The 22,550-nt window shown below is 62.8% G+C and carries 18 protein-coding genes; 15 read left to right on the forward strand and 3 right to left on the reverse strand.

Features of this window, described 5'->3' with window-relative positions:
• Positions 1 to 76: 76 nt before the first annotated feature.
• Positions 77 to 748, forward strand: coding sequence for a haloacid dehalogenase type II (locus QMK22_RS15830; protein ID WP_283498617.1), 672 nt, complete (start codon positions 77 to 79; stop codon positions 746 to 748).
• A gap of 219 nt (positions 749 to 967) precedes the next feature.
• Here the strand turns inward: QMK22_RS15830 and QMK22_RS15835 are convergent, their stop codons facing one another.
• On the reverse strand, positions 968 to 1,771 hold the full coding sequence (locus QMK22_RS15835; RefSeq protein ID WP_283498618.1) for a hypothetical protein: 804 nt from the start codon (positions 1,769 to 1,771) through the stop codon (positions 968 to 970).
• 397 nt (positions 1,772 to 2,168) lie between these two features.
• On the opposite strand from QMK22_RS15835, the gene QMK22_RS15840 reads away from it, so the two are divergent.
• The 5 genes from QMK22_RS15840 to QMK22_RS15860 all read left to right on the forward strand — a co-directional run bounded on the left by QMK22_RS15840 (position 2,169) and on the right by QMK22_RS15860 (position 7,405).
• Positions 2,169 to 3,146 (forward strand): siderophore ABC transporter substrate-binding protein, encoded by a 978-nt coding sequence (locus QMK22_RS15840; protein ID WP_283498619.1) that lies wholly within the window; start codon positions 2,169 to 2,171, stop codon positions 3,144 to 3,146.
• A 32-nt stretch (positions 3,147 to 3,178) separates the two neighbouring features.
• Entirely contained in the window at positions 3,179 to 4,231 is a 1,053-nt protein-coding gene (locus QMK22_RS15845; RefSeq protein WP_283498620.1) for an ABC transporter permease, read from the forward strand.
• 10 nt (positions 4,232 to 4,241) lie between these two features.
• Complete coding sequence (locus QMK22_RS15850; protein WP_283498621.1) at positions 4,242 to 5,225, forward strand: iron chelate uptake ABC transporter family permease subunit; 984 nt, start codon at positions 4,242 to 4,244, stop codon at positions 5,223 to 5,225.
• Positions 5,222 to 5,980: an iron ABC transporter ATP-binding protein gene (locus QMK22_RS15855; RefSeq protein ID WP_283498622.1), complete on the forward strand. Its 759-nt coding sequence runs from the start codon at positions 5,222 to 5,224 to the stop codon at positions 5,978 to 5,980. Before QMK22_RS15850 ends, QMK22_RS15855 begins: the two co-directional genes overlap by 4 nt.
• A 231-nt stretch (positions 5,981 to 6,211) precedes the next feature.
• Positions 6,212 to 7,405, forward strand: coding sequence for a siderophore-interacting protein (locus tag QMK22_RS15860; RefSeq protein ID WP_283498623.1), 1,194 nt, complete (start codon positions 6,212 to 6,214; stop codon positions 7,403 to 7,405).
• 536 nt (positions 7,406 to 7,941) lie between these two features.
• Here QMK22_RS15860 and QMK22_RS15865 read toward each other — a convergent pair.
• Together QMK22_RS15865 and QMK22_RS15870 are read right to left on the reverse strand one after the other, a co-directional pair.
• Positions 7,942 to 9,459, reverse strand: coding sequence for an FGGY-family carbohydrate kinase (locus tag QMK22_RS15865; RefSeq protein WP_283498624.1), 1,518 nt, complete (start codon positions 9,457 to 9,459; stop codon positions 7,942 to 7,944).
• Positions 9,460 to 9,463: 4 nt separating this feature from the next.
• Complete coding sequence (locus QMK22_RS15870; RefSeq protein ID WP_283498625.1) at positions 9,464 to 11,107, reverse strand: fucose isomerase; 1,644 nt, start codon at positions 11,105 to 11,107, stop codon at positions 9,464 to 9,466.
• Between the two features lie 240 nt (positions 11,108 to 11,347).
• On the opposite strand from QMK22_RS15870, the gene QMK22_RS15875 reads away from it, so the two are divergent.
• The 9 genes from QMK22_RS15875 to QMK22_RS17630 all read left to right on the forward strand — a co-directional run bounded on the left by QMK22_RS15875 (position 11,348) and on the right by QMK22_RS17630 (position 22,292).
• Positions 11,348 to 12,349: a LacI family DNA-binding transcriptional regulator gene (locus tag QMK22_RS15875; RefSeq protein WP_283498626.1), complete on the forward strand. Its 1,002-nt coding sequence runs from the start codon at positions 11,348 to 11,350 to the stop codon at positions 12,347 to 12,349.
• A gap of 239 nt (positions 12,350 to 12,588) precedes the next feature.
• On the forward strand, positions 12,589 to 13,536 hold the full coding sequence (locus QMK22_RS15880; protein ID WP_283498627.1) for a tripartite tricarboxylate transporter substrate binding protein: 948 nt from the start codon (positions 12,589 to 12,591) through the stop codon (positions 13,534 to 13,536).
• Between the two features lie 85 nt (positions 13,537 to 13,621).
• Positions 13,622 to 14,200, forward strand: a complete 579-nt coding sequence (locus tag QMK22_RS15885; protein ID WP_283498628.1) for a tripartite tricarboxylate transporter TctB family protein — start codon at positions 13,622 to 13,624, stop codon at positions 14,198 to 14,200.
• Entirely contained in the window at positions 14,197 to 15,768 is a 1,572-nt protein-coding gene (locus QMK22_RS15890) for a tripartite tricarboxylate transporter permease (RefSeq protein WP_283498629.1), read from the forward strand. The genes QMK22_RS15885 and QMK22_RS15890 overlap by 4 nt, the downstream gene beginning before the upstream one ends.
• Before the next feature lie 6 nt (positions 15,769 to 15,774).
• The gene (locus tag QMK22_RS15895) at positions 15,775 to 16,644 is read left to right on the forward strand and encodes a dihydrodipicolinate synthase family protein (RefSeq protein ID WP_283498630.1); all 870 of its coding nucleotides are present in this window, start codon (positions 15,775 to 15,777) and stop codon (positions 16,642 to 16,644) included.
• Between the two features lie 240 nt (positions 16,645 to 16,884).
• Complete coding sequence (locus QMK22_RS15900) at positions 16,885 to 18,360, forward strand: sugar transferase (RefSeq protein WP_283498631.1); 1,476 nt, start codon at positions 16,885 to 16,887, stop codon at positions 18,358 to 18,360.
• A gap of 589 nt (positions 18,361 to 18,949) precedes the next feature.
• The gene (locus QMK22_RS15905; RefSeq protein ID WP_283498632.1) at positions 18,950 to 19,882 is read left to right on the forward strand and encodes a glycosyltransferase; all 933 of its coding nucleotides are present in this window, start codon (positions 18,950 to 18,952) and stop codon (positions 19,880 to 19,882) included.
• A complete protein-coding gene (locus QMK22_RS15910; protein WP_283498633.1) occupies positions 19,879 to 20,976 on the forward strand; it encodes a glycosyltransferase family protein in 1,098 nt (365 codons plus the stop codon). The genes QMK22_RS15905 and QMK22_RS15910 overlap by 4 nt, the downstream gene beginning before the upstream one ends.
• On the forward strand, positions 20,973 to 22,292 hold the full coding sequence (locus tag QMK22_RS17630; protein WP_502857869.1) for an oligosaccharide flippase family protein: 1,320 nt from the start codon (positions 20,973 to 20,975) through the stop codon (positions 22,290 to 22,292). The genes QMK22_RS15910 and QMK22_RS17630 overlap by 4 nt, the downstream gene beginning before the upstream one ends.
• Positions 22,293 to 22,550 lie beyond the last annotated feature (258 nt).

Raw genomic sequence — 22,550 nt, forward strand, 5'->3', positions numbered from 1 at the left:
TCGTCACTTACCGTGACGTCACCTTTCGTGCCAAGCTGGCCACCCTGGTGATCCCACCCACCGCAGAGGACCGGCAATGACCAATCGCACCCCGACCGTGATCGTTTTCGACGTCAACGAGACCCTCTCCGATATGTCGCCCCTGAGGGAGCGTTTCGTCGAGGTCGGCGCCCCGGCCACCCTGGCTCAGGCCTGGTTCGCTGCGCTGCTGCGGGATGGTTTCGCGCTCGCTGCCGCCGGTGGGGCCGCGAAATTCTCGGTGATCGGCCCGCACCTGTTGCGACAGATGCTGCCTGCCGGGGAGCTCACTGGCAGCCTCGACGATGCCGTGAACCATATTATGGCGGGCTTCGCGGCGCTGGACCTGCACCCGGATATCGCCGACGGCATCCGCTTGTTGAAAGAGGCGAAAATTCGCCCGGTGACTCTCTCTAACGGGTCTGCCGAGGTGGCGCGCACCCTGCTCACCCGGGCAGGCCTTGTGGGGGAGTTCGAGGCTTTGCTCACGGTGGAGGACGCTCCCGGTTGGAAACCGGTGCGCGCGGCGTACGAATACGCGGCGGATGCCTGCGGCGTGCGGCCCGCCGACATGCTGCTGATCGCCGTGCACCCCTGGGATATTCACGGTGCCGCCCAGGCGGGCCTGCGCACCGGCTGGTTGAACCGCCTGAATGAGACGTATCCGCCCTACTTCGAAGCCCCGACCTACACGGCCGCCACCCTGAGCGCCCTCGTCGCCCAGCTCTAACCCGCGCGCTACTGGTCCGCGCGGACGGATCGGTGCACGTAACCTCGGCGAAATTTACGACACTCCGTGTTTCGGCGCTGCCAATTGCGGCGTGTTGCAGAAATGTCCGAGTTTGAGTATCGAAACGGATGCCGCGGCTCGGCTCAGGCCGGCCGTGCGAGACGTCCCCACAGCGGCGATGAGAAGTTCGATCTGATGGCTACCGACTGTTTGACGTGGTCAGAGGATAAATATCACAAGCAGGATGGGGTAGGTAATGAGGAGACTTTTGCCGGTGAGAACATAAATCGTTCCCATGACCAGGGACAGAGCGACGCCGTAGATCCCAGTAGAGGGGTCCTGGGTGAGGAAGTGAACCAGGCCCCAAGTCATGGCCAGCATGATCCCGCCCCAGGGGATCCACTCCGGTTGAAACCACCGGTCGCCCGCCCGCTGTCCAAATCCAATGATCAAGACAATGACGACTAGTTCGGCGAAGTAGTAGGCGACTTGCACCAGCCAAGCCACTGTCCCCGCGTCGCCGAAGCGTTCCGCGAGTGTAGTGTGCTCTGCGAAGGGGGGAAGCACGCCTCCCCGAAGCACCCATTGGGCGACCAACGTGACGATAACCAGGGTGGCAACAGTCGACCATCGTGCGGCGCCGATTGGGGCTTCTGAATCAGCGCGCAGCTTGAAATCGGTACGCCGCCGCGCCCACGCCGTTAAGCCGATTGCACCGCCCGCCCAGACAAAGATAGTGAGCGACCAGTGCACGATCTGCGCGAGCAGACTATCTGCGCGAATTCCGAGTACCGGTTCGACGGCAAGAAGCACCAGCTCAAGCCCAACGAGCGCGAACGCGTAAAGCGCGAGGTATAGGTACATTTGCGGCCGCGTCGGGGTATGAGCCGTATCGGGCTGTTCGCTTCGAGCTCGAGCACTCACCCGTACTCCGCGTTTCCGAAAAACGATCGGGTACATCGTCGCCGACAGCACAGCGGCGATTGCACCAGCGGTAGCGCCGACAGCCCAGGAGTTGGTCATCCAATGCGCCAGCAGTATGACCAGCGTCGTTCCACCCCCGACGGCAACGAGAAATACAGTTATCCGCGCAGATGTGATTGTGGCTGTGCGGTGTGGAGACATGAGCCTCACGCTACGCGATGGATCGGTGCACGTAACCTCGGCGGAATTTACGACACTCCGTGTTTCGGCGCTGCCAATTGCGGCGTGTTGCAGAAATGTCCGAGTTTGCGTATCGAAACGGATGCCTACTCCGACACCGCTCCCCGCCACAAGGCCCCGGCCTACCGAACCCCCGATACCGCTCCAGAGGGCTCTGCTGGCGGGCCGCCGGCGCAATGTCGTTCACAGTTTGCTCTCAGCTATTAGGTATGGCTATCCTAAGTAAGCCCACCCTTCCCTCCTTGAACGGAGCACCGTGTCAGTCCCCGCACCACGTACACAGAACCCTAAAATCGCGAAGCGATCCGCCTTTGCCGTGGCCGCAGCCGCCACCCTGGCCCTCCTCGTTTCGGGATGCACCTCGGCCGAGCCGGCACCCGCAGCGGTAGAAACCGCCGAGGTCACCGTGTCTCACGCCCAGGGGGAGACCACCGTACCGGTCAACCCGACCCGGGTGCTGACCTTCGACATCGCCGCCCTGACCACGCTCGATGCCCTCGGAGTGGACGTACTCGGAGTACCCAAAGCCAACCTGCCCGGCGAGCTCGAGAAGTTCAACACCGACGCGTACGAGAACATCGGCACCCTGTTCGAGCCCGACTACGAAGCCGTCAACGCCGCCAATCCCGACCTCATCATCGTGGCCGGGCGCTCCGCCGCGGTCTATCCCGAGCTGAGCAAAATCGCGCCCACGATTGACCTCTCCAACGACGCGGCTGACTTTGCGGCCTCCGTCATCGCCGGGGCAGAGACGCTTGGCACGATCTTCGACAAGGAGGCGGAGGTGGCCGCGATGGTCGATTCGCTCGACGCCTCCGTTGCCGAGGTCACCGCCCTGGCTAAAGACGCCGGCACCGCCCTCATCGTGATGACCAATGCCGGTGAGATCAGCGCCTTCGGCCCCGGGTCGCGCTTTGGTTTTCTGCACGACAGCCTCGGGGTGACCCCCGCCGTCGCCGATGTTGAGGCCGCCACCCATGGCGAGGCCGTCTCCTTCGAGTTCTTGCTGGAGACCGACCCCGACTGGCTGTTCGTCGTTGACCGTGACTCCGCGATCGCCAGCGGCACCGGTAACGCCCACGAGGTTCTCGACAACGCCATCGTGCACGAGACCTCCGCGTGGCAGAACGACCAGATCGTCTACGTCGACCCAGTGGCCTGGTACATCGTCAACGGTGGCCTCAGCAACCTGCAGAACATGACCGACGAGGTCGCCACCGCACTGGCTCCGTGACCGCGACAGGCTCGGCGGCGGTGAAAACAGCGATGACTTCGGCCACGCAAGCGAAAGCATCCGCACGGGTGGCGACGAACGCACCCCCATCGCCCGCCGCCACCCCGCACCCCGGTCGGCGCCGCGTCGCGCTCGCCGCAGCGATTGGCGCCGTGCTGGCGCTCGCCGCGGTGAGTCTCTTCGTGGGAGTCAGCGATGTCACCCCGCTGAGCCTGTTTCAAGCGGATACCGACAGTCACGCCCTGCAGGTGTTCCTCCTGAGCCGGGTGCCGCGCACCGTGGCCATCGTGCTCGCCGGATCGGCGATGGCCATCTGCGGGCTCGTCATGCAGATGCTCGTGCGCAACCGCTTCGTGGAACCCTCCACGATCGGCACCACCGAGGCCGCCGGCCTGGGCCTGCTCACCGTGACGATTCTGGCGCCCGGCATGCCCCTGATCGGCAAAATGCTCGTCGCATCGGTCTTCGCGCTCGCCTCGACGCTGGTGTTCGTGCGCATCCTGCGCGCGCTGCCGCTGCGCTCGGTGGTGTTGGTTCCGGTCGTCGGCCTGATGCTCTCCGGCGTCATCGCCTCGGTCTCCACCTATGTCGCCTTCGACCACGACCTCATGCAGACCCTCTCGGCGTGGCTGACCGGCGACTTCTCCGGCGTCATCGCCGGGCGCTACGAACTGCTCTGGATCGTCGCCGCCCTCACCGTGGCCATCTATATCGCCGGCGACCGCTTCACGGTGGCCGGCCTTGGCGAACAATTCACCACCAACCTCGGGCTGAACTACCGGCGCACCCTCGCGATCGGGCTCATCCTGGTGTCGATCGTCACCTCCGTGGTGGTCGTGGTGGTCGGCGCCCTGCCCTTCCTCGGCCTGGTCGTGCCCAACGTCGTCAGCCTCGCCATGGGCGACAACCTCCGCCGGTCTTTGCCGTGGGTGGCGGTGCTGGGGGCCGGATTCGTGTTGGTGTGCGACATCGTGGGGCGCGTCATCCGCTTTCCCTACGAAATTCCCATTGGGGTCGTGGTGGGCGTCGTCGGCGCCGCACTGTTTCTCTTTTTGCTGCTGAGAAAGCGGGCCCGCGTTGGCTGAGGCGCGCGTGGTGGCGCACATTTTCGCGCCCGTCTCAGCCCACGCCAAGCGGATGCGCCTGCTCGCCTGGGTACTGCTGCCGCTGCTGGCCGTGACCATCGTCACCTTTCTCACGGTGGGAGCCCGGGGTGACTGGGGCTTCGTGCTCGAACTACGCGGTCGGCGCCTCGCGGCCCTGGCCATGGTGGGATTCGCCATTGCCGTCTCGACGGTGGTGTTTCACACCATCACCGAGAATCGCATTCTCACCCCGTCTATTCTCGGTTTCGACGCCCTGTTCGTGCTGATCCAAACCGTGCTGGTGTTCGTCGTGGGCTCCGCGGCACTGGCCACCATCCCCCCGGTGGCCCAGTTTGTGGGCGAGGTGGTGCTCATGGTGGCGCTGTCCACCCTGCTCTTTCGCTGGCTATTTGGTGGCAAGCGGCGCAGCCTGCACATTCTGGTGCTCGTGGGCATCGTCTGCGGGGTGCTGTTTCGCAGCGTCGCCAGCTTCTTTCAGCGCATTATTGACCCCAACGAATTCGTGGTGCTGCAGGACCGCCTGTTTGCCAGCTTCAATGCCGTCGATTCCGACCTGTTGCTCATCGCCGCCGTGCTGCTGGCCGGTGCGAGCTACTGCCTCTGGCGCCTGCGCCGCGACCTCGATGTGCTCGCGCTCGGCCGCGATCTGGCTACCGTGCTGGGCGCCGACCATCGCGGACTGGTGCTGCGACTGCTGATGATCGTTTCGGTGCTGGTATCGGTCTCGACCGCTCTGGTGGGGCCGATCACGTTCTTCGGGCTGCTCGTGGCGAGCCTCGCCTACCAACTCACCGGCAGCCACCGGCATGCGGCCAACCTGCCGGTGGCCGTGGTGCTCGCCGTCATCGCCCTCGTGGGTGGGCAGACCATTCTCGAGCACGTCTTCGGGCTGGCCACCGTGCTCAGCGTCATCATCGAATTTATCGGAGGAATCGTGTTCATCTTTCTCGTCACTCGGGCGGCCCGGCCATGATCGAAATCGTGGGCCTGACCAAGAGCTACGGCACGACCGCGGTAGTGGATGCCGTCGACCTGGTGATCGAGCGCGGCGGCATCACATCGATCATCGGTGCCAACGGCGCCGGCAAGTCCACCCTGCTCTCGATGGTGGCCCGGCTGCTCACGCCCGACGCCGGCACGATCACGGTCGACGGTCGGGTCGTCGCGGCAACGAAGAGCGGCGAGCTGGCCAAACACCTCGCCATTTTGCGGCAGGAGAACCACCTTGCGGCCCGGCTCACCGTGGCCGACCTCGTGGCGTTCGGTCGTTACCCGCACTCGCGCGGCCGGCTCACGGTGGTGGACCGCGATCAGATCGACCGGGCCATTGACTACCTGGATCTCGGAGCCCTCACCGAACGTTACCTCGACGAGCTCTCGGGCGGTCAGCGCCAACGCGCCTTCGTAGCGATGGTGCTCTGCCAGGACACCGACTACGTCTTGCTCGATGAACCGCTGAACAACCTTGACATGAGCCACGCCGCCGCCATGATGCGCCTGCTGCTGCGGGCGGCCGACGAGCTGGGCAAGACCATCGTGATGGTCGTGCACGACATCAACTTTGCGTCCACCCACAGCGACCACATCATCGGCATGAAAGACGGCAAGGTTGTGCATCAGGGGTCACCGGCCCAGGTCATCGACCAGGGCCCGCTGCACGACATCTTCGGCATCGACGTGGGCGTGCACCTCATCGACGGCCACCGCATCGGCGTCTACTACGCCTGATGTTCGGCGGCCCGGTGCTCTGCGCTGTTCTGCACTCCGGTCCGCCCCCCCATTCTGCACTCCTGTTCGGCGCCCCTGTTCTGCACACCTGTTCTGCACTCCGGTTCGGCGCTCCTGTTCCGCGCCCCTGCCCTGCACCCCTGTTCGGCGCCCGCTGCCTTGCACTCCTATTCTGCACCCCTGTTCTGCACACCTGTTCTGCACTCCGGTGCGACTCAACGAAAGGCACCCATGAACCCCACCGACTTTGCCACCCGTGAGCTCATTCGTCATCCGCTCGTGCGCCGCCTGCTGGAGGTCGCCGCCGTGCGCGACCTCTCGCCCACCCTGCGGCGCATCACCCTCGTGGGAGCCGACCTTGCGGGATTCACCGCCACTGGCCCCGACGACCACATCAAGATCTTCTTTCCCCTGGGCCAGCATCCTGGCGGCAACCCGTCCGGTCGGCCGGGCCAGCAGTCTGGCGCCCAGTCTGGCGCCCAGTCTGGCACCCAGTCTGGCGCCCAGTCTGGCGACCAGCCGGGCACCCAGCGCGACGACCAGCCGGGCGCCCAGTCTGGCCAGCAGTCGGGCGCCCAGTCTGGCACCCAGCGCGGCGACCAGCCGGGCACCCAGCGCGGCGACCAGTCGGGCACCCAGTCTGGCCAGCAGTCGGGCGCCCAGTCTGGCACCCAGCGCGACGACCAGCCGGGCACCCAGCGCGGCGACCAGCCGGGCACCCAGCGCGACGACCAGCCGGGCACCCAGCGCGAAACCGCCGCGCGCGACTTCACCCCGCGTGAGTATCGCCCGGCCGCCGACGGTAGCGGCGGCGAACTCGACATCGACTTCGTGCTGCACGCCGACGCTGCCCCCGCCACCGGTTGGGCCAGCCGCGCCGCGATCGGCGACACCATCGAGATCGGCGGGCCGCGCGGGTCTCGGCTGGTGCCGGCTGGCATCCGCTCTGCGCTGCTAATAGCGGATGCCACCGCCCTCCCCGCCACCGCCCGCTGGCTCCAAGCCCTACCCGCCGAGGTAGCCGTGACCGTGGTGATCGCCGGCGGCGACGTGGCCAGTGGAAACGTGGCCATCGCCGACCTCGTTGCCTACCTCGCGGATGGCCTGCCCGCCGACGCGCCTGGCGACGAGCCTACCGACAAGCCTGGTGATTGGGCCGCCGACCTCCACCGCGAGCACCCGGCGACCAGCATCCACGTCGTTGACGACCACGCGCTGCTCGATACGGTTCGGGCCCAAGCGATAGACGACGGAACATTCGTCTGGGCGGCGGGGGAGGCCCGGCTGCTCATTGCCGTGCGGCGTCACCTGCGCTCCGAGCGCGGGCTAGGCCGAGACCAGGCCCAGCTCAGCGGCTATTGGAAGCGCGGCATCGACAATCTCGACCACCACGCGCCCCTCGACCCCCTCGACCCCGAGGACTAGCCCGCACCGTCCCGCACCGTCCCGCACCGTCCCGCACCGCCCCGTCCCGCCTCGTCGAGCACCGCGAACGCGTCGCGCGGGACTTGCGCCAGTGCGCGGGAGGTATAACTCCCGCGCACTGGCGTAACTCCCGCGTGAGGCCTGTGGTGCTTGGCCGAGTGGTTGCCGGGGCTGGCGTAAGTCCCGCGTACTGGCGTAAGTCCCGCGCGAGGCCTGTGGTGCTTGGCCGAGTGGTTGCCGGGGCTGGCGTAAGTCCCGCGTACTGGCGTAACTCCCGCGCGAGGCCTGTGGTGCTTGGCCGAGTGGTTGCCGGGGCTGGCGTAAGTCCCGCGTACTGGCGTAACTCCCGCGCGAGGCCTGTGGTGCTTGGCCGAGTGGTTGCCGGGGCTGGCGCAGCTCCCGCGTACTGGCGCAAGTCCCGCGCGAGGCCTGCGGTGCTTGGCCGAGTGGTTGCCTGGGCTGGCGTAAGTCCCGCGTACTGGCGTAACTCCCGCGCGACGCCTGTGGTGCTTGGCCGAGTGGCTGCCCGCGCCCGGTCAGCTCCCGCGCTGCACCTCGGCGAGCTCATGCGCCAGCGCTTTCGTCTGCGGATACAGCTGCAGGTAGCTCGCAAACAATGCGTCGTAGCGCTCCGTCGTCAGCGCATTCGGGGTAATCCGGTGCGACACCGGGTTCCACGCCTCGATACTGGTCGCGCCCAGCGGCGTCCCGCCCAGCGGCGTCGCGCCCACCAACCCTGCGGCCAGAAAAGCCGCGCCGAAGCTGGCCCCGATCGACGTCGTGGTGATCTCCTGCACGAGCCCGGTGACATCCGAAACGATCTGAGTCCACAAGCCGCCCTGGGTGCCGCCGCCGACGGCAACAATACGGTCAATGGTCGCGCCGGCCGCACGCATCTGCTCGATATTGTGCCGAATGCCGAAGGCAGTGGCCTCGAGCGCCGCACGGTACAGGTCGCCGCGCGTGTGGCTGAGCGTGAGGCCCACAATGACGCCGCGGGCATCGGGATCGTTGATGGGAGTGCGCTCGCCGGCAAAGTAGGGGAGCATGAGCAGCCCGTTCGCACCCGGCGGGGATGCGGCGGCCTCGGCCAACAGCACGGGGTAGTCGACGTCGCCGAACAGGTTCTTGAGCCACGCCGTGATGGCGCCCGAGGTGGCCATGCCCGCGGCAAAGTTATAGGTGCCCTCGAATGCTCCAACGGTGCCCCAGAGTGCCGGGTGCAGGCAGCGCGTTGCGCTCGTGTTCACGAGAAAGAGCGTCGTTCCGTACATCAGCATGAGGTCGCCCGGGTGCTGCGCCCCCACGCTGACGGCCTCGGTCCAGGCATCGATCGTGCCGACGATCACCGGAATTCCCTCGGGCAGACCGGTCTCAGCCGCGGCCGCACGGGTCACGGTTCCGGCAGCGTCGCCCGGCCATTTCAGCGTCGGCAATTCGATCGACCCGCGCAGCTGATCGGCCCACGGCGCGTACCAGTCCAGCGCCAGCGTGTCGTAGAGCGGCGTCGTCTGGCTCGCCGACTGGTGATCCAGAACGTAGGCGCCCGTGAGATTGAAGGCCAGCCAGGAAGCGGGCATAAAGAGATGCCGCGCACGTTCCCAAACCTGCGGTTCGTGTTCGGCAATCCAAGCCAGCTTGGGGCCGGCCGCCTGGCTGGAGAGCATCGAACCGCAGCGCTGCAAAATGGCCTCGGCACCAAGCTTCTCGTTCAACCGCTCAATCTGCTGGCCGGCCCGGGTATCAACGCCGTACAAAATCGCCGGGCGTAGCGGGTGAAACTCCTCGTCGGTGAGCAGCACGCACGGGCCCATGCCGCTCACACCGACAGCGAGAATAGCAGCGGATGCCGACTCCGTCAGCTCACGCGCAATCTCGCCGAATTCGCGCCACCAGACGTCGGCATCCATTTCAACCTGGCCCGGGTGTGGCCGGCTGGGCTCATGCGCTCGCGTGGCCGTCGCAACAATGTGACCGCCGAGGTCGACGAGCACACCCTTGGTGCTGGAAGTTCCAATGTCGAGGCCGAGAATCAGCCCGGTGGGAGTCGTCATTCGCCTAGATCGCGACGTCACCGATGAGGTGCACGATCACACCGAGGCGGTCGAACATGGTGGCTTTGGCAGCCAGCGCATGATCGGCCGATTCGGCATCGGGCGCGTAGGCCACCTGCAAGTGGTTGGCCTTGTGCCGGGCCATGAACTGGTCGCGCGTGGCGCCGTGCAGTACGGCGTGCATGATCGGCCATTCCGGGTTTGTGGCCTGCCACCGTCGCTCGGTTTCTTCAGCCGGCAGCGCGAGCGCGGTGCCGCGCCCAATATCGAAGTGCAGCTCGCCCTGGGCGATATACAGGCGCGACCACACAAACTCGCCAGCCTTGGCGATGCCCTTGATCGTGCTGCCGCCGAGCGGAAAATATACCGGATTCTGACGCCAACCGACCGCACCGGCGTAGCCGCCGTGCAGGTGGGAGGGCGGGACCGAACCGGAAATTTCAAACACCCAAACGAACTGGCCGTCGTAGTCTTCTCCCCAACGCACATCGTGCAGCGTCGTGGCCGGGTCGAGACCCATCGCCGTCCAGATGCGGTTGGTGACCAGAGCGTCGACGGCGACACCCTCGTCGGCCTCGTTGAAGTGGGGCAGCGCTTCGCCCTGCCACAGCACTCGGCTACCGTCGCGGCTCGTCACGGGGGGCCGCTGCACGTTGTTGAGCAGGCCCTCGATAAGGTCGCTGGCGGGAACAAGATCTTTAAGACCCTGCTGATACTGGATGCCGATGGCCGCGACTCCGTAATCGTCGCTAATGCGCAGCGCGGCGATATACATCTTGGCCTGCCAGATCAGCTGGCCCTCGGTGAGCTCGGTGGCCTCGTCGGTGCCGAGCACAAAGGTCATACCGGCGTCGCGCACCCACGTGAGAACGTCGGCGGCTTCGTTCTCGGGCACGGTGAGCATCTCGGCGTAGAGCGCGCTCTGCGAGAGCCGCTCCTTATAGATGCCGATCGGGTTCAACAGCTCATCGTCGAAGATGGCGTTGTACATGCCCATGCAGCCCTCATCGAACACGCCGATGATGGCCTTCTCGTCGAGCAGTTGCGTGGCCAGGGTGGTGCCCAGAATTGATTCGGGGTTTTCGGCGGCAGGGGGAAACGGTCGCACGTGCGAGTCGTCGTGCTCGATCGTGCCGGTGGCGATCCACGAAGCCAGACCGGCCCGAAACCAGTCGTCGGTGAAGTCCACACTCCAGATGGTGGAATAAGCCACGTTCATTTTGGTGAGGCCGGCGTTCAGGCCGAGCAGACCCACCAGGCCCGGCTTGTCGCCGGCAAAGTTGGCCACCGTGAGGATCGGCCCTTGGTGGGTGCGCAACCCGGCGAGAACGTGATGGCTGTACTGCCATACCGACTCGGCAACGATGAGCGGGGCATCTACGGGAATACCCTTGAACACCTCGAGCCCCATGCGCTGGCTGTCGATGAATCCGTGGCCCGTGGCGTCGTTGACGGCGTGGGCACGCACGATGTTCCAATCGAGTTCGGCAAATGCCTCACCAATCTTGGCCTCCATGGCGGCTTGGGTGGGCCATCCGTCGAGGTTGGCCGAAAGCCGAAGGTCGCCGCTGGAGACGAGCCAGGCAGTGCGCGGCTGCAGTGTGGGCTTGGTCAGCGGGGCCGGAAGTGTATAGATTCTGGAAGCCACGAATCCTCCTTGATTGCGGTCAAATGTTGAACGGCCGCGGTTGAGCAGCAGTCGCAAGCATGCTAGAAATCGATTACTGAGTCAAGTCCGCCAGTGGGGTATTCACCGGGGCTGCAGCGCCGCGCGGCGACCCCGGCAACCTTGTGGCAGTTCAAGCACGGCCCGCAAGGCAGCTATCATCACAACAGCCACCCGCGAAACGGCTGGGCATAACCAATTTTTTCAGCCAGGAGTATGCACATGGCAGTATCGCCACGACCAAAGGTGGTCGATGTCGCAAGGCACGCCGGCGTTTCAACGGCGACCGTGTCCCGAGTTTTGAACAACAGCGCCACGGTCGACCCGGTCATGGCCGCGCGCGTTCACGCGGCTGTGTCAGCCCTCGGCTACCGCATGAACAACGTGGCCCGCAGCCTGCGCCTGCAGAAAAACAGCGTGGTCGGGGTGGTCATTCCCGATATTTCCAACCCGTTCTTCACCGAGGTCGTGCGCGGCATCGGCGACGCCCTCCGCGACGACGGCTACCTGCTCATGCTCTGCAACAGCGACGAGAACGCCACCGTGGAGGCCACCTACCTGAGCCTCCTCGCCGCCCAACAGGTGAGTGGTGTTATCGTGGCTCCGGCCGACTCGGCCAAGAGTGATCTGAGTGACCTGCGCTCGGCGGGCATCCCCACGGTGGTTATTGACCGGCTCACCGAGACGGGGGAGTTCGACTCCGTGATCTTCGACAACGTTGGCGGATCCAGCAGCCTCACGGCCAAGCTCATTCGCCAGGGCCGCACGCACATCGCCCACATCGCCGGGCCGGAACGCACCTTCACCGCCAATGCCCGCCGCACCGGCTATCGCAATGCCCTGCAAGCGGCGGGGCTGCCCGTGCACGAGAGCCTCATCGTCGGGGCCGACTACTCCGAAGCGGGCGGCTACCGCGCCGCGCGGCAAATCCTGGCGTTGCCCGAAAAAGCGGATGCCATCATGGTCGCCAACAACGCCATGACCCTGGGCGCCATCCGAGCATTGACCGAAAGCCACGTCGATCCGTCATCGATTTCGTTGGCCAGCTTCGATCCCGTGCCGTGGAGCACCTCGAGGCGATACCCGCTGCTCGTGCTGGACCACGCCAGCATGCGGATGGGCTCGGAGGCCGCGCGGTTGCTGCTCAAGCGCATGGAGCAGCCCCAGCGCGATCGCGAAATCGTCGAGCTCTCGGCCGGCGTCATCACCGCCTTCGCCGACTGACCTCGGGCCGTACTCTCCGGCGCACGTCGGGCAGCACGCCCTGCCGCACTCCCCGCGGCACGCCGCTACAACCCCACAAACTTGACAATGCCCCACGTTCTCTCGTAGCATCCTGAAATCGATTACTTGTCGCGAAGGCGAGTCGAGTATTCGAGATAGACACATCAATGATGACGGGTCAAAAGGCCTAAACAAGGAAGTTGACGGAGCCTGTGAAGAGCAAAAAATCCTTAGGACTGATGGCCGGCGTACTCGGAGCAGCCATTGCGCTGGTGGGCTGCAGCCCGGTCTCCGAAGTTGCCGAGCCCGGTGAGACCGCGGCCGCGTCTACGTTCCCCGACAAAGACATCCGCCTCATCATTCAGGCCAACCCCGGTGGCGGCTCCGACCTGTCGAGCCGTGCGCTCGCCTCGGAGCTCGAGAAGATTCTCGGCGTAAGCGTCATCCCCGAGAACATGCCCGGAGCCTCCGGCGCCCTGGCCATGGAGTTCGTGGCGCAGCAGCCGGCCGACGGCTACGTCATCGGCTTCGGTCCCTCCGAGATCGCCATGTTGAACACCACGCAGAACGCCAACGTTCTGCCCGAAAACTACGACCTGCTCGGCCAGATCATGCTCGCCCCCGGCGTTATCTCGGTGGGCGCAGACAGCCCCTACGAAACCCTGCAAGACCTGATCGACGCCTCCAAGGACTCGGCGCTCACCGTGGCCAACTCCGGCGCCGGCTCCATCTGGGAGGCCGCAACGCTCGGACTGGCCGAAGAAACCGGCGCTCAGTTCACCACCGTGGCCTATGACGGCGGAGCCACTGCCGTTGCTGCCGCAGCATCCGGCGAGGCCGTTGCCGCTGTGTCGGGTGCCGGCGAGGCGCTGGCTCAGAAGGGCGCCGTGCGCGTTCTGGCCGTGCTGAACGACGAGACGTACTTCAACCTGCCCGACGTGCCCACGGCCGAAGAAGCCATCGGCACCGCCGCGGTCTACGGCGGCTGGGGTGGCATCTACGCTCCGGCCGGTCTGCCAGACGACGTGCACTCCATTCTTGAAGATGCCATCGCGCAGGCTGTCGAGACCGACACCTACCAGGCCTTCCAGAAGCAGTCCGGCAACATGGTGGTCTACCGCGACTCGGCCGAGTTCACCGACTTCGTCAACGAGCAGTTCACCCTGTTCCAGAAACTCCTCGGTTAGTCCAACCGGTCAGTATGCCGCATAGGGTGCGAAGCCGAAACGCTTCGCACCCTACGCGGCCAGCGAGAAAGCAGCCGTGGTGATCATGAGCCACCAGAATGACGTCGTGCCGCCCGGGGCGGTCCCGGCCCTGCCCGATGCCGACGACGCCCCCACGCCCAGCGGCGGGCATGACGCGGCGCAACCGTCTCGAAAACTGGAGATCATCGCGGCATCCGTTGCGGTCGTGGTCATGACCACTTTTCTCGTGCTCGTGCTGCAGATCGACCTGCGACGCGAAGCGGATGCCGGCCAAATGGACGCCCGCTTCTGGCCGACCGTGCTCGGCGGCCTCGGCCTCACCATCGCTCTGTGGCGGCTCATCGTGGCGCTCACTCAGACCCCCGACGAACGCGATGACCTCGAGCGGCTGCAGGTGGGCGGTGTTACGCGTCTGCTGGCGAGCCTTGCCCTGGTCGTGGGCTACATGGCCATCTGGGAGCTGCGCACGTTCGTCATGTTCGGCTACAACTTTAATCTCTTCGTCTTCATCACCCCGCTGTTGTTGCTCGGGCTGCTGCTCATCTACGGCGCACGATCGTGGAAGGCCCTCGTGTTCTTTCCCCTCGTTTCTACCGCCTTCATCTACCTCCTCTTCGGCATGCTGCTAAGGATCCCGCTGTGAACGCTCTCACCGACGGCATCGCGTCGCTCCTTGATATTCAGGTACTCATCGGCATGATCATGGGCCTCGGCCTCGGATTTCTCGTGGGTGCGTTTCCCGGCATCACCGCCACCATGGCCGTGGCCCTCGCCTCGGGTTTCACGCTCACCCTGGAACCCGTGCAGGGTCTGGCCGTTCTGCTCACCATCTATGTCGCGGCCAACTTCGGTGACCGGGTGCCGGCCATTCTGGTCAACACCCCCGGCACGCCCGCCTCGATCGCCACCACCCTCGACGGCTACCCGATGGCCAAGCAGGGCCGGGCCGGGCTGGCGCTCACCATCTCGGCGATCGTGTCGGCCATCGGCATCCTGGCAAGTCTGGTGGTGTTCGCCGCAGCGGCCATCCCCATCGCCACCATCGCCCGGGACTATTTCAAATCTCCCGAACTGTTTGCCCTCGTGGTGTTCGGCCTCACCGTCATGATCAGCATTTCGTCGAAGTCCATTCTTAAGGGTGTGCTCGCCGGGCTCTTCGGCCTGGCGCTCGGCACAGTGGGCGTGTTTCCGGCCACCGGCGACCAACGGCTCACCTTCGGCAGCCTCGATCTCTGGGAGGGCTTCAACTTCATCGCGGTCATTATCGGATTGTTCGGCATCGCCGAGCTGTTCGATCAGCTGCTCACCCACCACAAGAGCAAGATTCGCCCCATCTCCAGCCTCGGCCGGTGGTGGCCGAACAAGGCCGAGCTCAAGCAGATTCGCCGCCCGCTCGGCGTCAGCGGTCTGGTCGGTCTCGGTGTTGGCCTCATCCCGGCCGCCGGCGGCGACATCGCCGGTCTCATCGGTTGGGACCGCGCCAAACGCATCTCCAAGCATCCGGAGGAATTCGGCAAGGGCTCCATCGAGGGCATCACCGCCTCCGACACCGCCTCGAGCGCCACCCTCGGCGGGTCGCTCACCACGACCATGGCGCTGGGTGTGCCCGGCGACTCGGTGATGGCCATCATGATCGGGTCGATGATGATCTGGGGCATCGCCCCCGGGCCCGACCTGTTCACCCGACGCCCCGACCTGGTGGTGAGCATCACCGGAATCATGCTGATCGCCACCGTGCTCTCGCTCGGGCTGAGCCTGGTGCGCATGAAGGGCATGGTGAAGCTGCTCGACCTGCCGCACCACTACTTGTGGAGCGCCATTCTCATCTTCTGCATTATCGGCACCTACGCCACCACCAACAGCCTCTACACGGTGGGCACCATGATGGTCTTCGGCGTTATCGGCGTGCTGATGAAACGCACCGGGTTTCCCGCCGGACCGGTCGTGCTCGGCCTGCTGCTCGGCCCGCTCGCCGAAGAGAACCTGGCGCGCACCCTCACGATTCTGCCCACCAAGCCCTTCATCGACGTGATCAGCCCCATCACCATCGCCCTTCTGCTGCTCTCGCTCCTGTCACTGGTATTGCCCATCATTCGGCGCCACCGCCAGGCCAGGGCCGAACGCAGCACCACCCTGGCCGAGGCCCTGTTAGATCGGGATGCCGCCCAGGCGCGCACGCCCGATGACGCACCATCCGCTTCTAAGAAATAAGGAACCATGAAAACCCGAGAGATTCTGACCGCCGTTCCCGTTGCGTTCCACCCCGATGGTGCGCTCGATCTGGCCGGATCGCGCGAAATTTTGCGCTTTGTCGCCCAGTCGGGCAACGAAGGCGCCCTCGTGCTGGGCACCACGGGCGAGTTTCCGTCGCTGTCGTTCGAAGAGCGCAGCGCCCTCGTTGAGGCCAGCATCGAAGAACTGTCGCCGCACATGCGTGTGATCGTGCACGTGGGTTCGGCCAGCACCTATCAGGCGCTGCAGTGCGTGGCGCAGGCCAAAGCGGCCGGCGCCACCGAGATAGCAGTGCTCACCCCGTACTACCTCAAAGCAACGGATGCCGCGCTGCTCGAATACTTCACCGCCGTCTCGAACGCGGCCGATGGCCTCGACATGTATATCTACGTCTTTCGCGCCGTCAGCGGCAACTTCGTCTCGGCCGATCTCATGGCCACACTGGCGCAGCTGCCCAACGTGGTCGGGGCCAAGATCAGTGACGAAACGCTCGAGCAGGTTGCCGCGTACCGCGCGGTCGTTCCCGCCGAGTTTCTGCTCTACACCGGATCGGACCGCGACCTGGGCCGGGCCGAAGCGTATGGAGCGCAGGGCGTAATCTCGGGAGTTTCGTCGGTGTTCCCCAAGCCGTTTCGCGCCCTGGCCGCCGCTCACGCCGGTCAGGATGCCGCCGAGATTTCGGCAGCCCAGACCGCGGTTGACGCCGTGGTTGACGCCATCGCCGGCAACATGGGCCGCATGAAGGCCGCCTACAAGATTCTCGGAATCAACGGCGGCACCACGCGAATGGCCATCGAGGCCCCGACCACCGCCGTGCTGGCCCAAATAGAAGACGCCGCGGCCCTCTACCGCTAGCGCTCCAGCCCAACCTCAACCCCAGCCCGTTGGTCGAGCTTGGCGAGAGCGCCACTTACGGCCTCGCCAACCTCGGCCAACGCAGGGCGCGTTGGTCGACCCCAGCGCCGATCACCCCGTCGGGCCCACGCATCAGCCCCACGCCCCGGCCCCAAACGGGGACCCCCTAAACGGGCTCTCCCCGCCGGTATGTAAACTAATACTTAGGTGACATTTGGTCACCAGCTCGGGGGGAGCGCAATGTCGACCGCAACACAAACGCCGACACACCACCCGCGCACTCGCGACTGGCGCGACACTTTCGCCACACGACTGCGCGTTACCGACTTACTGGTACTGATTTGGGTTGTCTTCGGAGTTCAAATTGCGTGGTTCGGTTTCGACACCGCGGATGTGGCCTTTCCTGCAGACCTAAACAAGCTAGTTATCAGCTATACCTCGTTCTCCGTCATTCTCATTGCCAGCTGGATGGCGCTGCTCAGTGTCTTCGCTACCCGAGCCCACCGGGTACTCGGCACCGGTAGCAACGAGTACAAACTCATTGGCAACGCCACCATCCGCCTGTTCGGTATTATCGCCATCATCTCGTTCCTGTTCAAGATAGACATTGCTCGCGGCTATATTCTGTTGGCCTTCCCCCTGGGCCTCGTCATGCTCTTCTTCTCGCGTTGGCTCTGGCGTCAGTGGCTCGTGGCAAATCGTGCACACGGCCGTTTCACCGCTCGCGTAATCCTCGTTGGCACGCTGGCCTCATCCGCCCGCATCGCCCGCGAGCTACGGCGCGCTCCGGGTGCCGGCTACCGCGTGGTTGGTGCCGTTGTCACGACCGGCCCGAGCGCCGACACGCTCACCGACACCGACGTGCCCGTGCTTGGCGGCCTCGATAGTGTGCACGAGGCCTTAGAGACAATGAACGCCGACACTATCGCCATCACCAGTAGCAGCGATATGACCGCCAGGCGCATGCGCGAATTGAGCTGGAGCCTTGAGCCGGGCCGGTACCACATGGTCGTCGTTCCTCGTCTCACCGACGTGGGCGGTCCGCGCATTCATACCAGGCCGGTTGCCGGTCTGCCTCTCATTCACGTTGAAACCCCCCGCTACGAGGGCAGCAAGCACTTTGCTAAGCGCACCTTCGACATTCTGGGCTCAGGCATGCTCCTGCTTCTGCTTTCTCCACTCCTAGCCCTTCTGGCTATTCTCGTGAAGTTTGGCGGCCCGGGAGACGTTCTGTACCGGCAGGAGCGGGTTGGCCTCAACGGTGACCATTTCAACATGCTCAAGTTTCGATCCATGCGAATGGATGCCGACGCCGACCTGGCACGGCTGCTGGAGGCTCAGGGTAAAAGTGATAAACCGCTCTTCAAAGTGCACAACGACCCTCGGATCACTGCGGTTGGACGTGTGCTTCGAAAATACTCGCTCGATGAGTTTCCCCAGCTTCTAAACGTTCTCAAGGGAGACATGAGCTTGGTTGGGCCAAGGCCACAACGAGATGGCGAGGTCGCACTTTATGACAGTGCTGCCCACCGCCGCCTCTTGTTGAAGCCGGGGATGAGTGGCCTCTGGCAGGTAAGCGGACGATCAAACCTATCGTGGGAAGACAGTATTCGGTTGGACCTGTATTACGTTGAGAACTGGTCGATAACTGGAGATCTTGTGATTCTTTGGCGCACGTTCAAAGCGGTGTTTCAACCCGGCGCAGAAGCGCATTAGTGGAAGGTGCCTCCAATGTTCATGCGTTCAGTTCAGGATTCTTGCTGCGTCAGTAACCTGACGCTAAAATTAGAGGAAGTAGAATCGTTTAGGACCTCAAAGTTCGCGAATTACCGAAGCTACGAGATTACCGAGGAAGAGCGATGCCCCTGTCGATATCTATGAGTCGAGAACTGGTCACGCACCGGAAAGCGGGCCAGTCCGCCGTGAACACCTGGGGTGCCCTTTTTATCGGGCGAGGACGTCCCGGAAGCGATGAGATTGCATTGCGAGCACCCCGTATATAAGTAGTTGACTTTGTGAATTTCAAGCATTGTGCCATGAACGTACTTTTGAGAGTTGGGGTGTACAAGTGGGATCATCTGTTTTTGCAGCGAGAAGCGAGACTCCGCGCATCGCTTGGGTAACGAACTTCGCCGCACCATATAGAATACCCGTTTGGGCAGCTATAGCGAACGAAATTCATTTGGAAGTATTCCTCCTCGAGTCACAGGGACGATTCGCAGCATCGGATAACGCAGACAGGGCCAGCGACTGGTTTGGGCGAGAAGCGACGAACTATACTCTTTGCGAGGTACCTACTGAGAGGGTGCGCCGTGGCGAAACGACGTTATATTGGATTAAATGGGGCGGAATTCGGCAGGTTCTAAAGAATGCTGATGTCGTCATTTTAGGCGGTTGGGAATCCCCGTCCTACTGGCAGATTCTGCTTTTCGTAAAACTGACGCGTCGGCGTCCACGATTGATCGGGTTCTACGAGTCAACGCTGGCATCACAAGGTCACGGCAAAGGCCTAATTGCCAAAGCACGAAGTGTCTTTTTTAATTCTTTAGACGCCGTCGTTGTTCCGGGTGAGTCTGCTCGACGCGCAATAGAATCAATGGGCGTTCAAGGCGATAAAACCTTCGTCGGCTTCAATGCAGTAGACGTCGAATCCTTTCGATCAGCGGCAGCAAGTGCACCTACAGATGACGGCGTTGGCCATCGATTCCTCTTCGTAGGGCGGCTAATTGCCCTGAAGAACGTAAGTACCATCTTGGAGGCTTTTGCGCGTATCGCTGAAACGGGGGATACTCTCACGATTGTCGGAGCGGGACCGGACAGAAAAGTATTGAGCGTTCTTTCGGTAGAGTTAGGAATTGAGCAAGTTGTTTCCTTTTTAGGGGCAGTAGCTTATGTGGAACTTCCCGAGCTCGTCGCGCGTTGTGAAACGTTAGTTTTGGCATCCACGAGCGAAGTGTGGGGATTGGCTGTAAATGAGGCCCTTGCCGCTGGACTCCACGTGGTCGTCAGCGACGTGTGTGGTGTTTCGGCCTCAGTGTGTCATATGGAAGGTGTGTTTGTTTCAGGCACCGACATTGCTTCTGTCGCCGACGCCATGACCTGCTCGCGCGCAGCATGGCATTCTCGGCTACTTGAGCCGGAGATTCTTCGATATACGCCCGAAGTTTTTGCGCGAGTATTTCTTGACGCTGCAGCGGTTTCGTCGACTGAGGTCCTACTTTGCGAGGGCAAAGCTTGAGTGGCGCGCGGACGCTTGAGACTTGGATCACCCCTGGTCGACGTTCGCTGCTCCTGCTCGAAGACAATCCTTCCGGTCACCGATTAGCGTACGTTCGTATTCTTGCCGACGGCGCGCTTGCGAAAGGTGACAGGGTCAGTATTGGAATCTCGGCAGAGGTTGCAAGCAGCGCGGAATACAAGTTGCATCTCGTCAGTTTGGACAAAGACGTTACTTTCCTCGTCTACGACGAAGATCGTCTCTCGGCCATGCGGGCCCTATCGGAAAAGGTGAACGCAGACCTGACGGTCGTACCTGATGCAGACCGAATAGCACTTCGTCTTGCGCTGACTCGAGGCTGGCGTGGAAGCGGACGACTTTCCCTCCTCATTATGAGAGATTCGCCGCAACCGTCGAGGTTTCGAGCGACTGCTTGGATGAAGCATCGTATTAAAAGCCGCCTCATAAGGAGGGTTGAACGATTCAAGACAGTGAAGCTCTCCCGGCTCAAGGGTTCCATGGGCGCTGGTGACATGACCGGAATAGCCGTCGATCCCGTATCTATCTCCATGACATCGGAGAGTCTGGAGGCCGCGAGAGTGGATCTGAAACTGACCGGGGACCAGTATTGGTTTGCCATAGTAGGAGCGATTTCGTTTCGAAAGAATGTGTCCATGGTGGCTCAAACTATTCGTCTCAGTGGAGCGAGGGCGGGCCTGGTTCTGGCGGGCAAGTTCGATCCCGGCGTACTCGAGTCTTTAAGTCCTGACTTGGCTCAGTTGCGATTATTGGGAATCCAAGTCCGCGTCGTTGACAGGTTACTCACTGAGATTGAGTTGGACTCCACGATTGCCGCTGTGGACTGTGTCATCTTGGCGCATTCAAACGAAAGTCCGAGCGGAATCATGGGTAAAGCTGCCGCGGTGGGTACCCGGGTTCTTGCGGCAGGAGCAGAGTCATTGCGGTTGGACAGCCTAAAAATGCCCGAATTAGCGAATTGGGTACCCCTTGACGAAGCGAAGTTAGGAGCTGCGATTCTTGAATCTAGCCAAATGAAGCGACCAAGTCAGTCAATGACTTACGGGACGTCTCAGTTTTGTGAGACGCTTCTGTGAAGACCCTAACTCCCCCGCGTGAGCGAGGCCTTGCGACCCAGGCGCTATCACTCGCAATAGCGACGGGCTCTGGGCAAGTAATGATTGCCGTTGTCTATATCCTCACAGCACGGCAGTCCGCCGTGGCCGAGTTCGGATATGTGACTACGGCTATCGCGCTTGGCATAACGTTCGTCGGATTCATCGATTTCGGAACGAATTCACTGTGGGTGCGTGAGATCTCGAAGCGAAATTTGACTAATTATGAATTCGGGCGGCGGTACGTTTCCAAGGTCTTAATCGCTGGGGTCGTGCTTGCTGCATGGGCAGTCGTTACGTTGATAGCTTTTCCCACGAGCGGTTTTTGGGTGGCTGCACCCATAGGGTTCGCCCTTTTGGTGAATCAGTCTAATCAAGTCGCGTTAAGAGGTATTGCGAGGGCGGAAACGGTTTCTCTGTCGATTTTCTGCGACCGTTTGGCCGTACTGAGCATATATATTGTGCTCACTTTAATCGGGACCTCCCCCACGACAGCCTTGTGGATTTCCTTGACGGCAGGGTCACTCATAGCCGCATGTTTGAGCTGGTGCCTCACACCCGCGCAAGCTAAACCAAAACTTCGTTTCAATGTACGCACGAACCCCTGGAAGTCGTCCGGAAACTACGGACTATTCACTCTCGGAGTCAGCTCCGCGAATCTTGATCTGCCAATTTTAACCGCTGTGGCCGGCCCAGTGGCCTCGGGGATCTACGGGGCTGTGAACAAATGGACGCAACCGCTTAGCCTCCTGACGAGTGCCTTCTCGTCTGCGGCCGTACCCTTCATTTCGAGGTCCGAATCGTGGGGCCAAGCGTGGGGGCATTTGACCAAGGCAATATGGCTACCGATTCTGGCCATGGTTGGTTCTGTCGTGTTAATTCTCACGGCACCGTTCATCGTCGAGATATTCCTCGGCAGAGCCTATGCGAATTCCGTTCCTGTGCTTCAGTTCCTCGCTCTCGCGACCATTCCCATGATTGTAAATCAGCCACTTGCGATGGTGCTGCAGTCGAGAGGCAGTGATGCGCTAGTCGCTCGGTTAAACACTTTGGCCATTATGACGCAGCTGTCGCTAGTGCTGGTTCTTGCTCCGGCTTTAGGTGCCACCGGCGCCGCGGTAGCCTTGGTTACGACCCAGTCTATCTTGACAGTCCTTCTTGTCTTTGCTGTTAGGCGGGCTGCTACACGGGAGCGGAAGGGTGACAAGGAGTGTCGGGGTTGTAATTCTGCTGGGACTCTTGGGGGGGGTGATTGCAGACCTTTACGTTGCCGGCGGGTAGACAAGTTTGATGGTTGAGCGATGACTATAGTGCCAGTGGGCGCGTCCTTCGGTCTTCTAAACGGACCATGAGGGACTCACCCGAGCAATAATAAATGAGACTTCAAAGAGAAATGCAGACACATGTGGATTTTTGGTGAATCGCTGAAAGAAGATTTTTTGAGGTTTCGTCCCGATGAGACACCCACCGTTAGTGGGTTTGTGCGTGCTTTGCTGACCGCTCCTGGCCTACAGGCATGTTTTTTCTTGAGAGCCCAACAAGGGCAGGTCAAATCC

Origin of the sequence: Cryobacterium sp. PH29-G1 (assembly GCF_030063365.1) — a bacterium.
Lineage (GTDB): Bacteria > Actinomycetota > Actinomycetes > Actinomycetales > Microbacteriaceae > Cryobacterium.

What these genes read in the sequence shown, in the direction of transcription:
- QMK22_RS15830 (WP_283498617.1), top strand. Translation starts at nt 77, where the DNA reads ATGACCAATCGCACCCCGACCGTGATCGTTTTCGACGTCAACGAGACC.
- QMK22_RS15835 (WP_283498618.1), bottom strand. Translation starts at nt 1,771, where the DNA reads ATGACCAACTCCTGGGCTGTCGGCGCTACCGCTGGTGCAATCGCCGCT.
- QMK22_RS15845 (WP_283498620.1), top strand. Translation starts at nt 3,179, where the DNA reads ATGACTTCGGCCACGCAAGCGAAAGCATCCGCACGGGTGGCGACGAAC.
- QMK22_RS15855 (WP_283498622.1), top strand. Translation starts at nt 5,222, where the DNA reads ATGATCGAAATCGTGGGCCTGACCAAGAGCTACGGCACGACCGCGGTA.
- QMK22_RS15860 (WP_283498623.1), top strand. Translation starts at nt 6,212, where the DNA reads ATGAACCCCACCGACTTTGCCACCCGTGAGCTCATTCGTCATCCGCTC.
- QMK22_RS15865 (WP_283498624.1), bottom strand. Translation starts at nt 9,459, where the DNA reads ATGACGACTCCCACCGGGCTGATTCTCGGCCTCGACATTGGAACTTCC.
- QMK22_RS15875 (WP_283498626.1), top strand. Translation starts at nt 11,348, where the DNA reads ATGGCAGTATCGCCACGACCAAAGGTGGTCGATGTCGCAAGGCACGCC.
- QMK22_RS15880 (WP_283498627.1), top strand. Translation starts at nt 12,589, where the DNA reads ATGGCCGGCGTACTCGGAGCAGCCATTGCGCTGGTGGGCTGCAGCCCG.
- QMK22_RS15885 (WP_283498628.1), top strand. Translation starts at nt 13,622, where the DNA reads ATGAGCCACCAGAATGACGTCGTGCCGCCCGGGGCGGTCCCGGCCCTG.
- QMK22_RS15895 (WP_283498630.1), top strand. Translation starts at nt 15,775, where the DNA reads ATGAAAACCCGAGAGATTCTGACCGCCGTTCCCGTTGCGTTCCACCCC.
- QMK22_RS15900 (WP_283498631.1), top strand. Translation starts at nt 16,885, where the DNA reads ATGTCGACCGCAACACAAACGCCGACACACCACCCGCGCACTCGCGAC.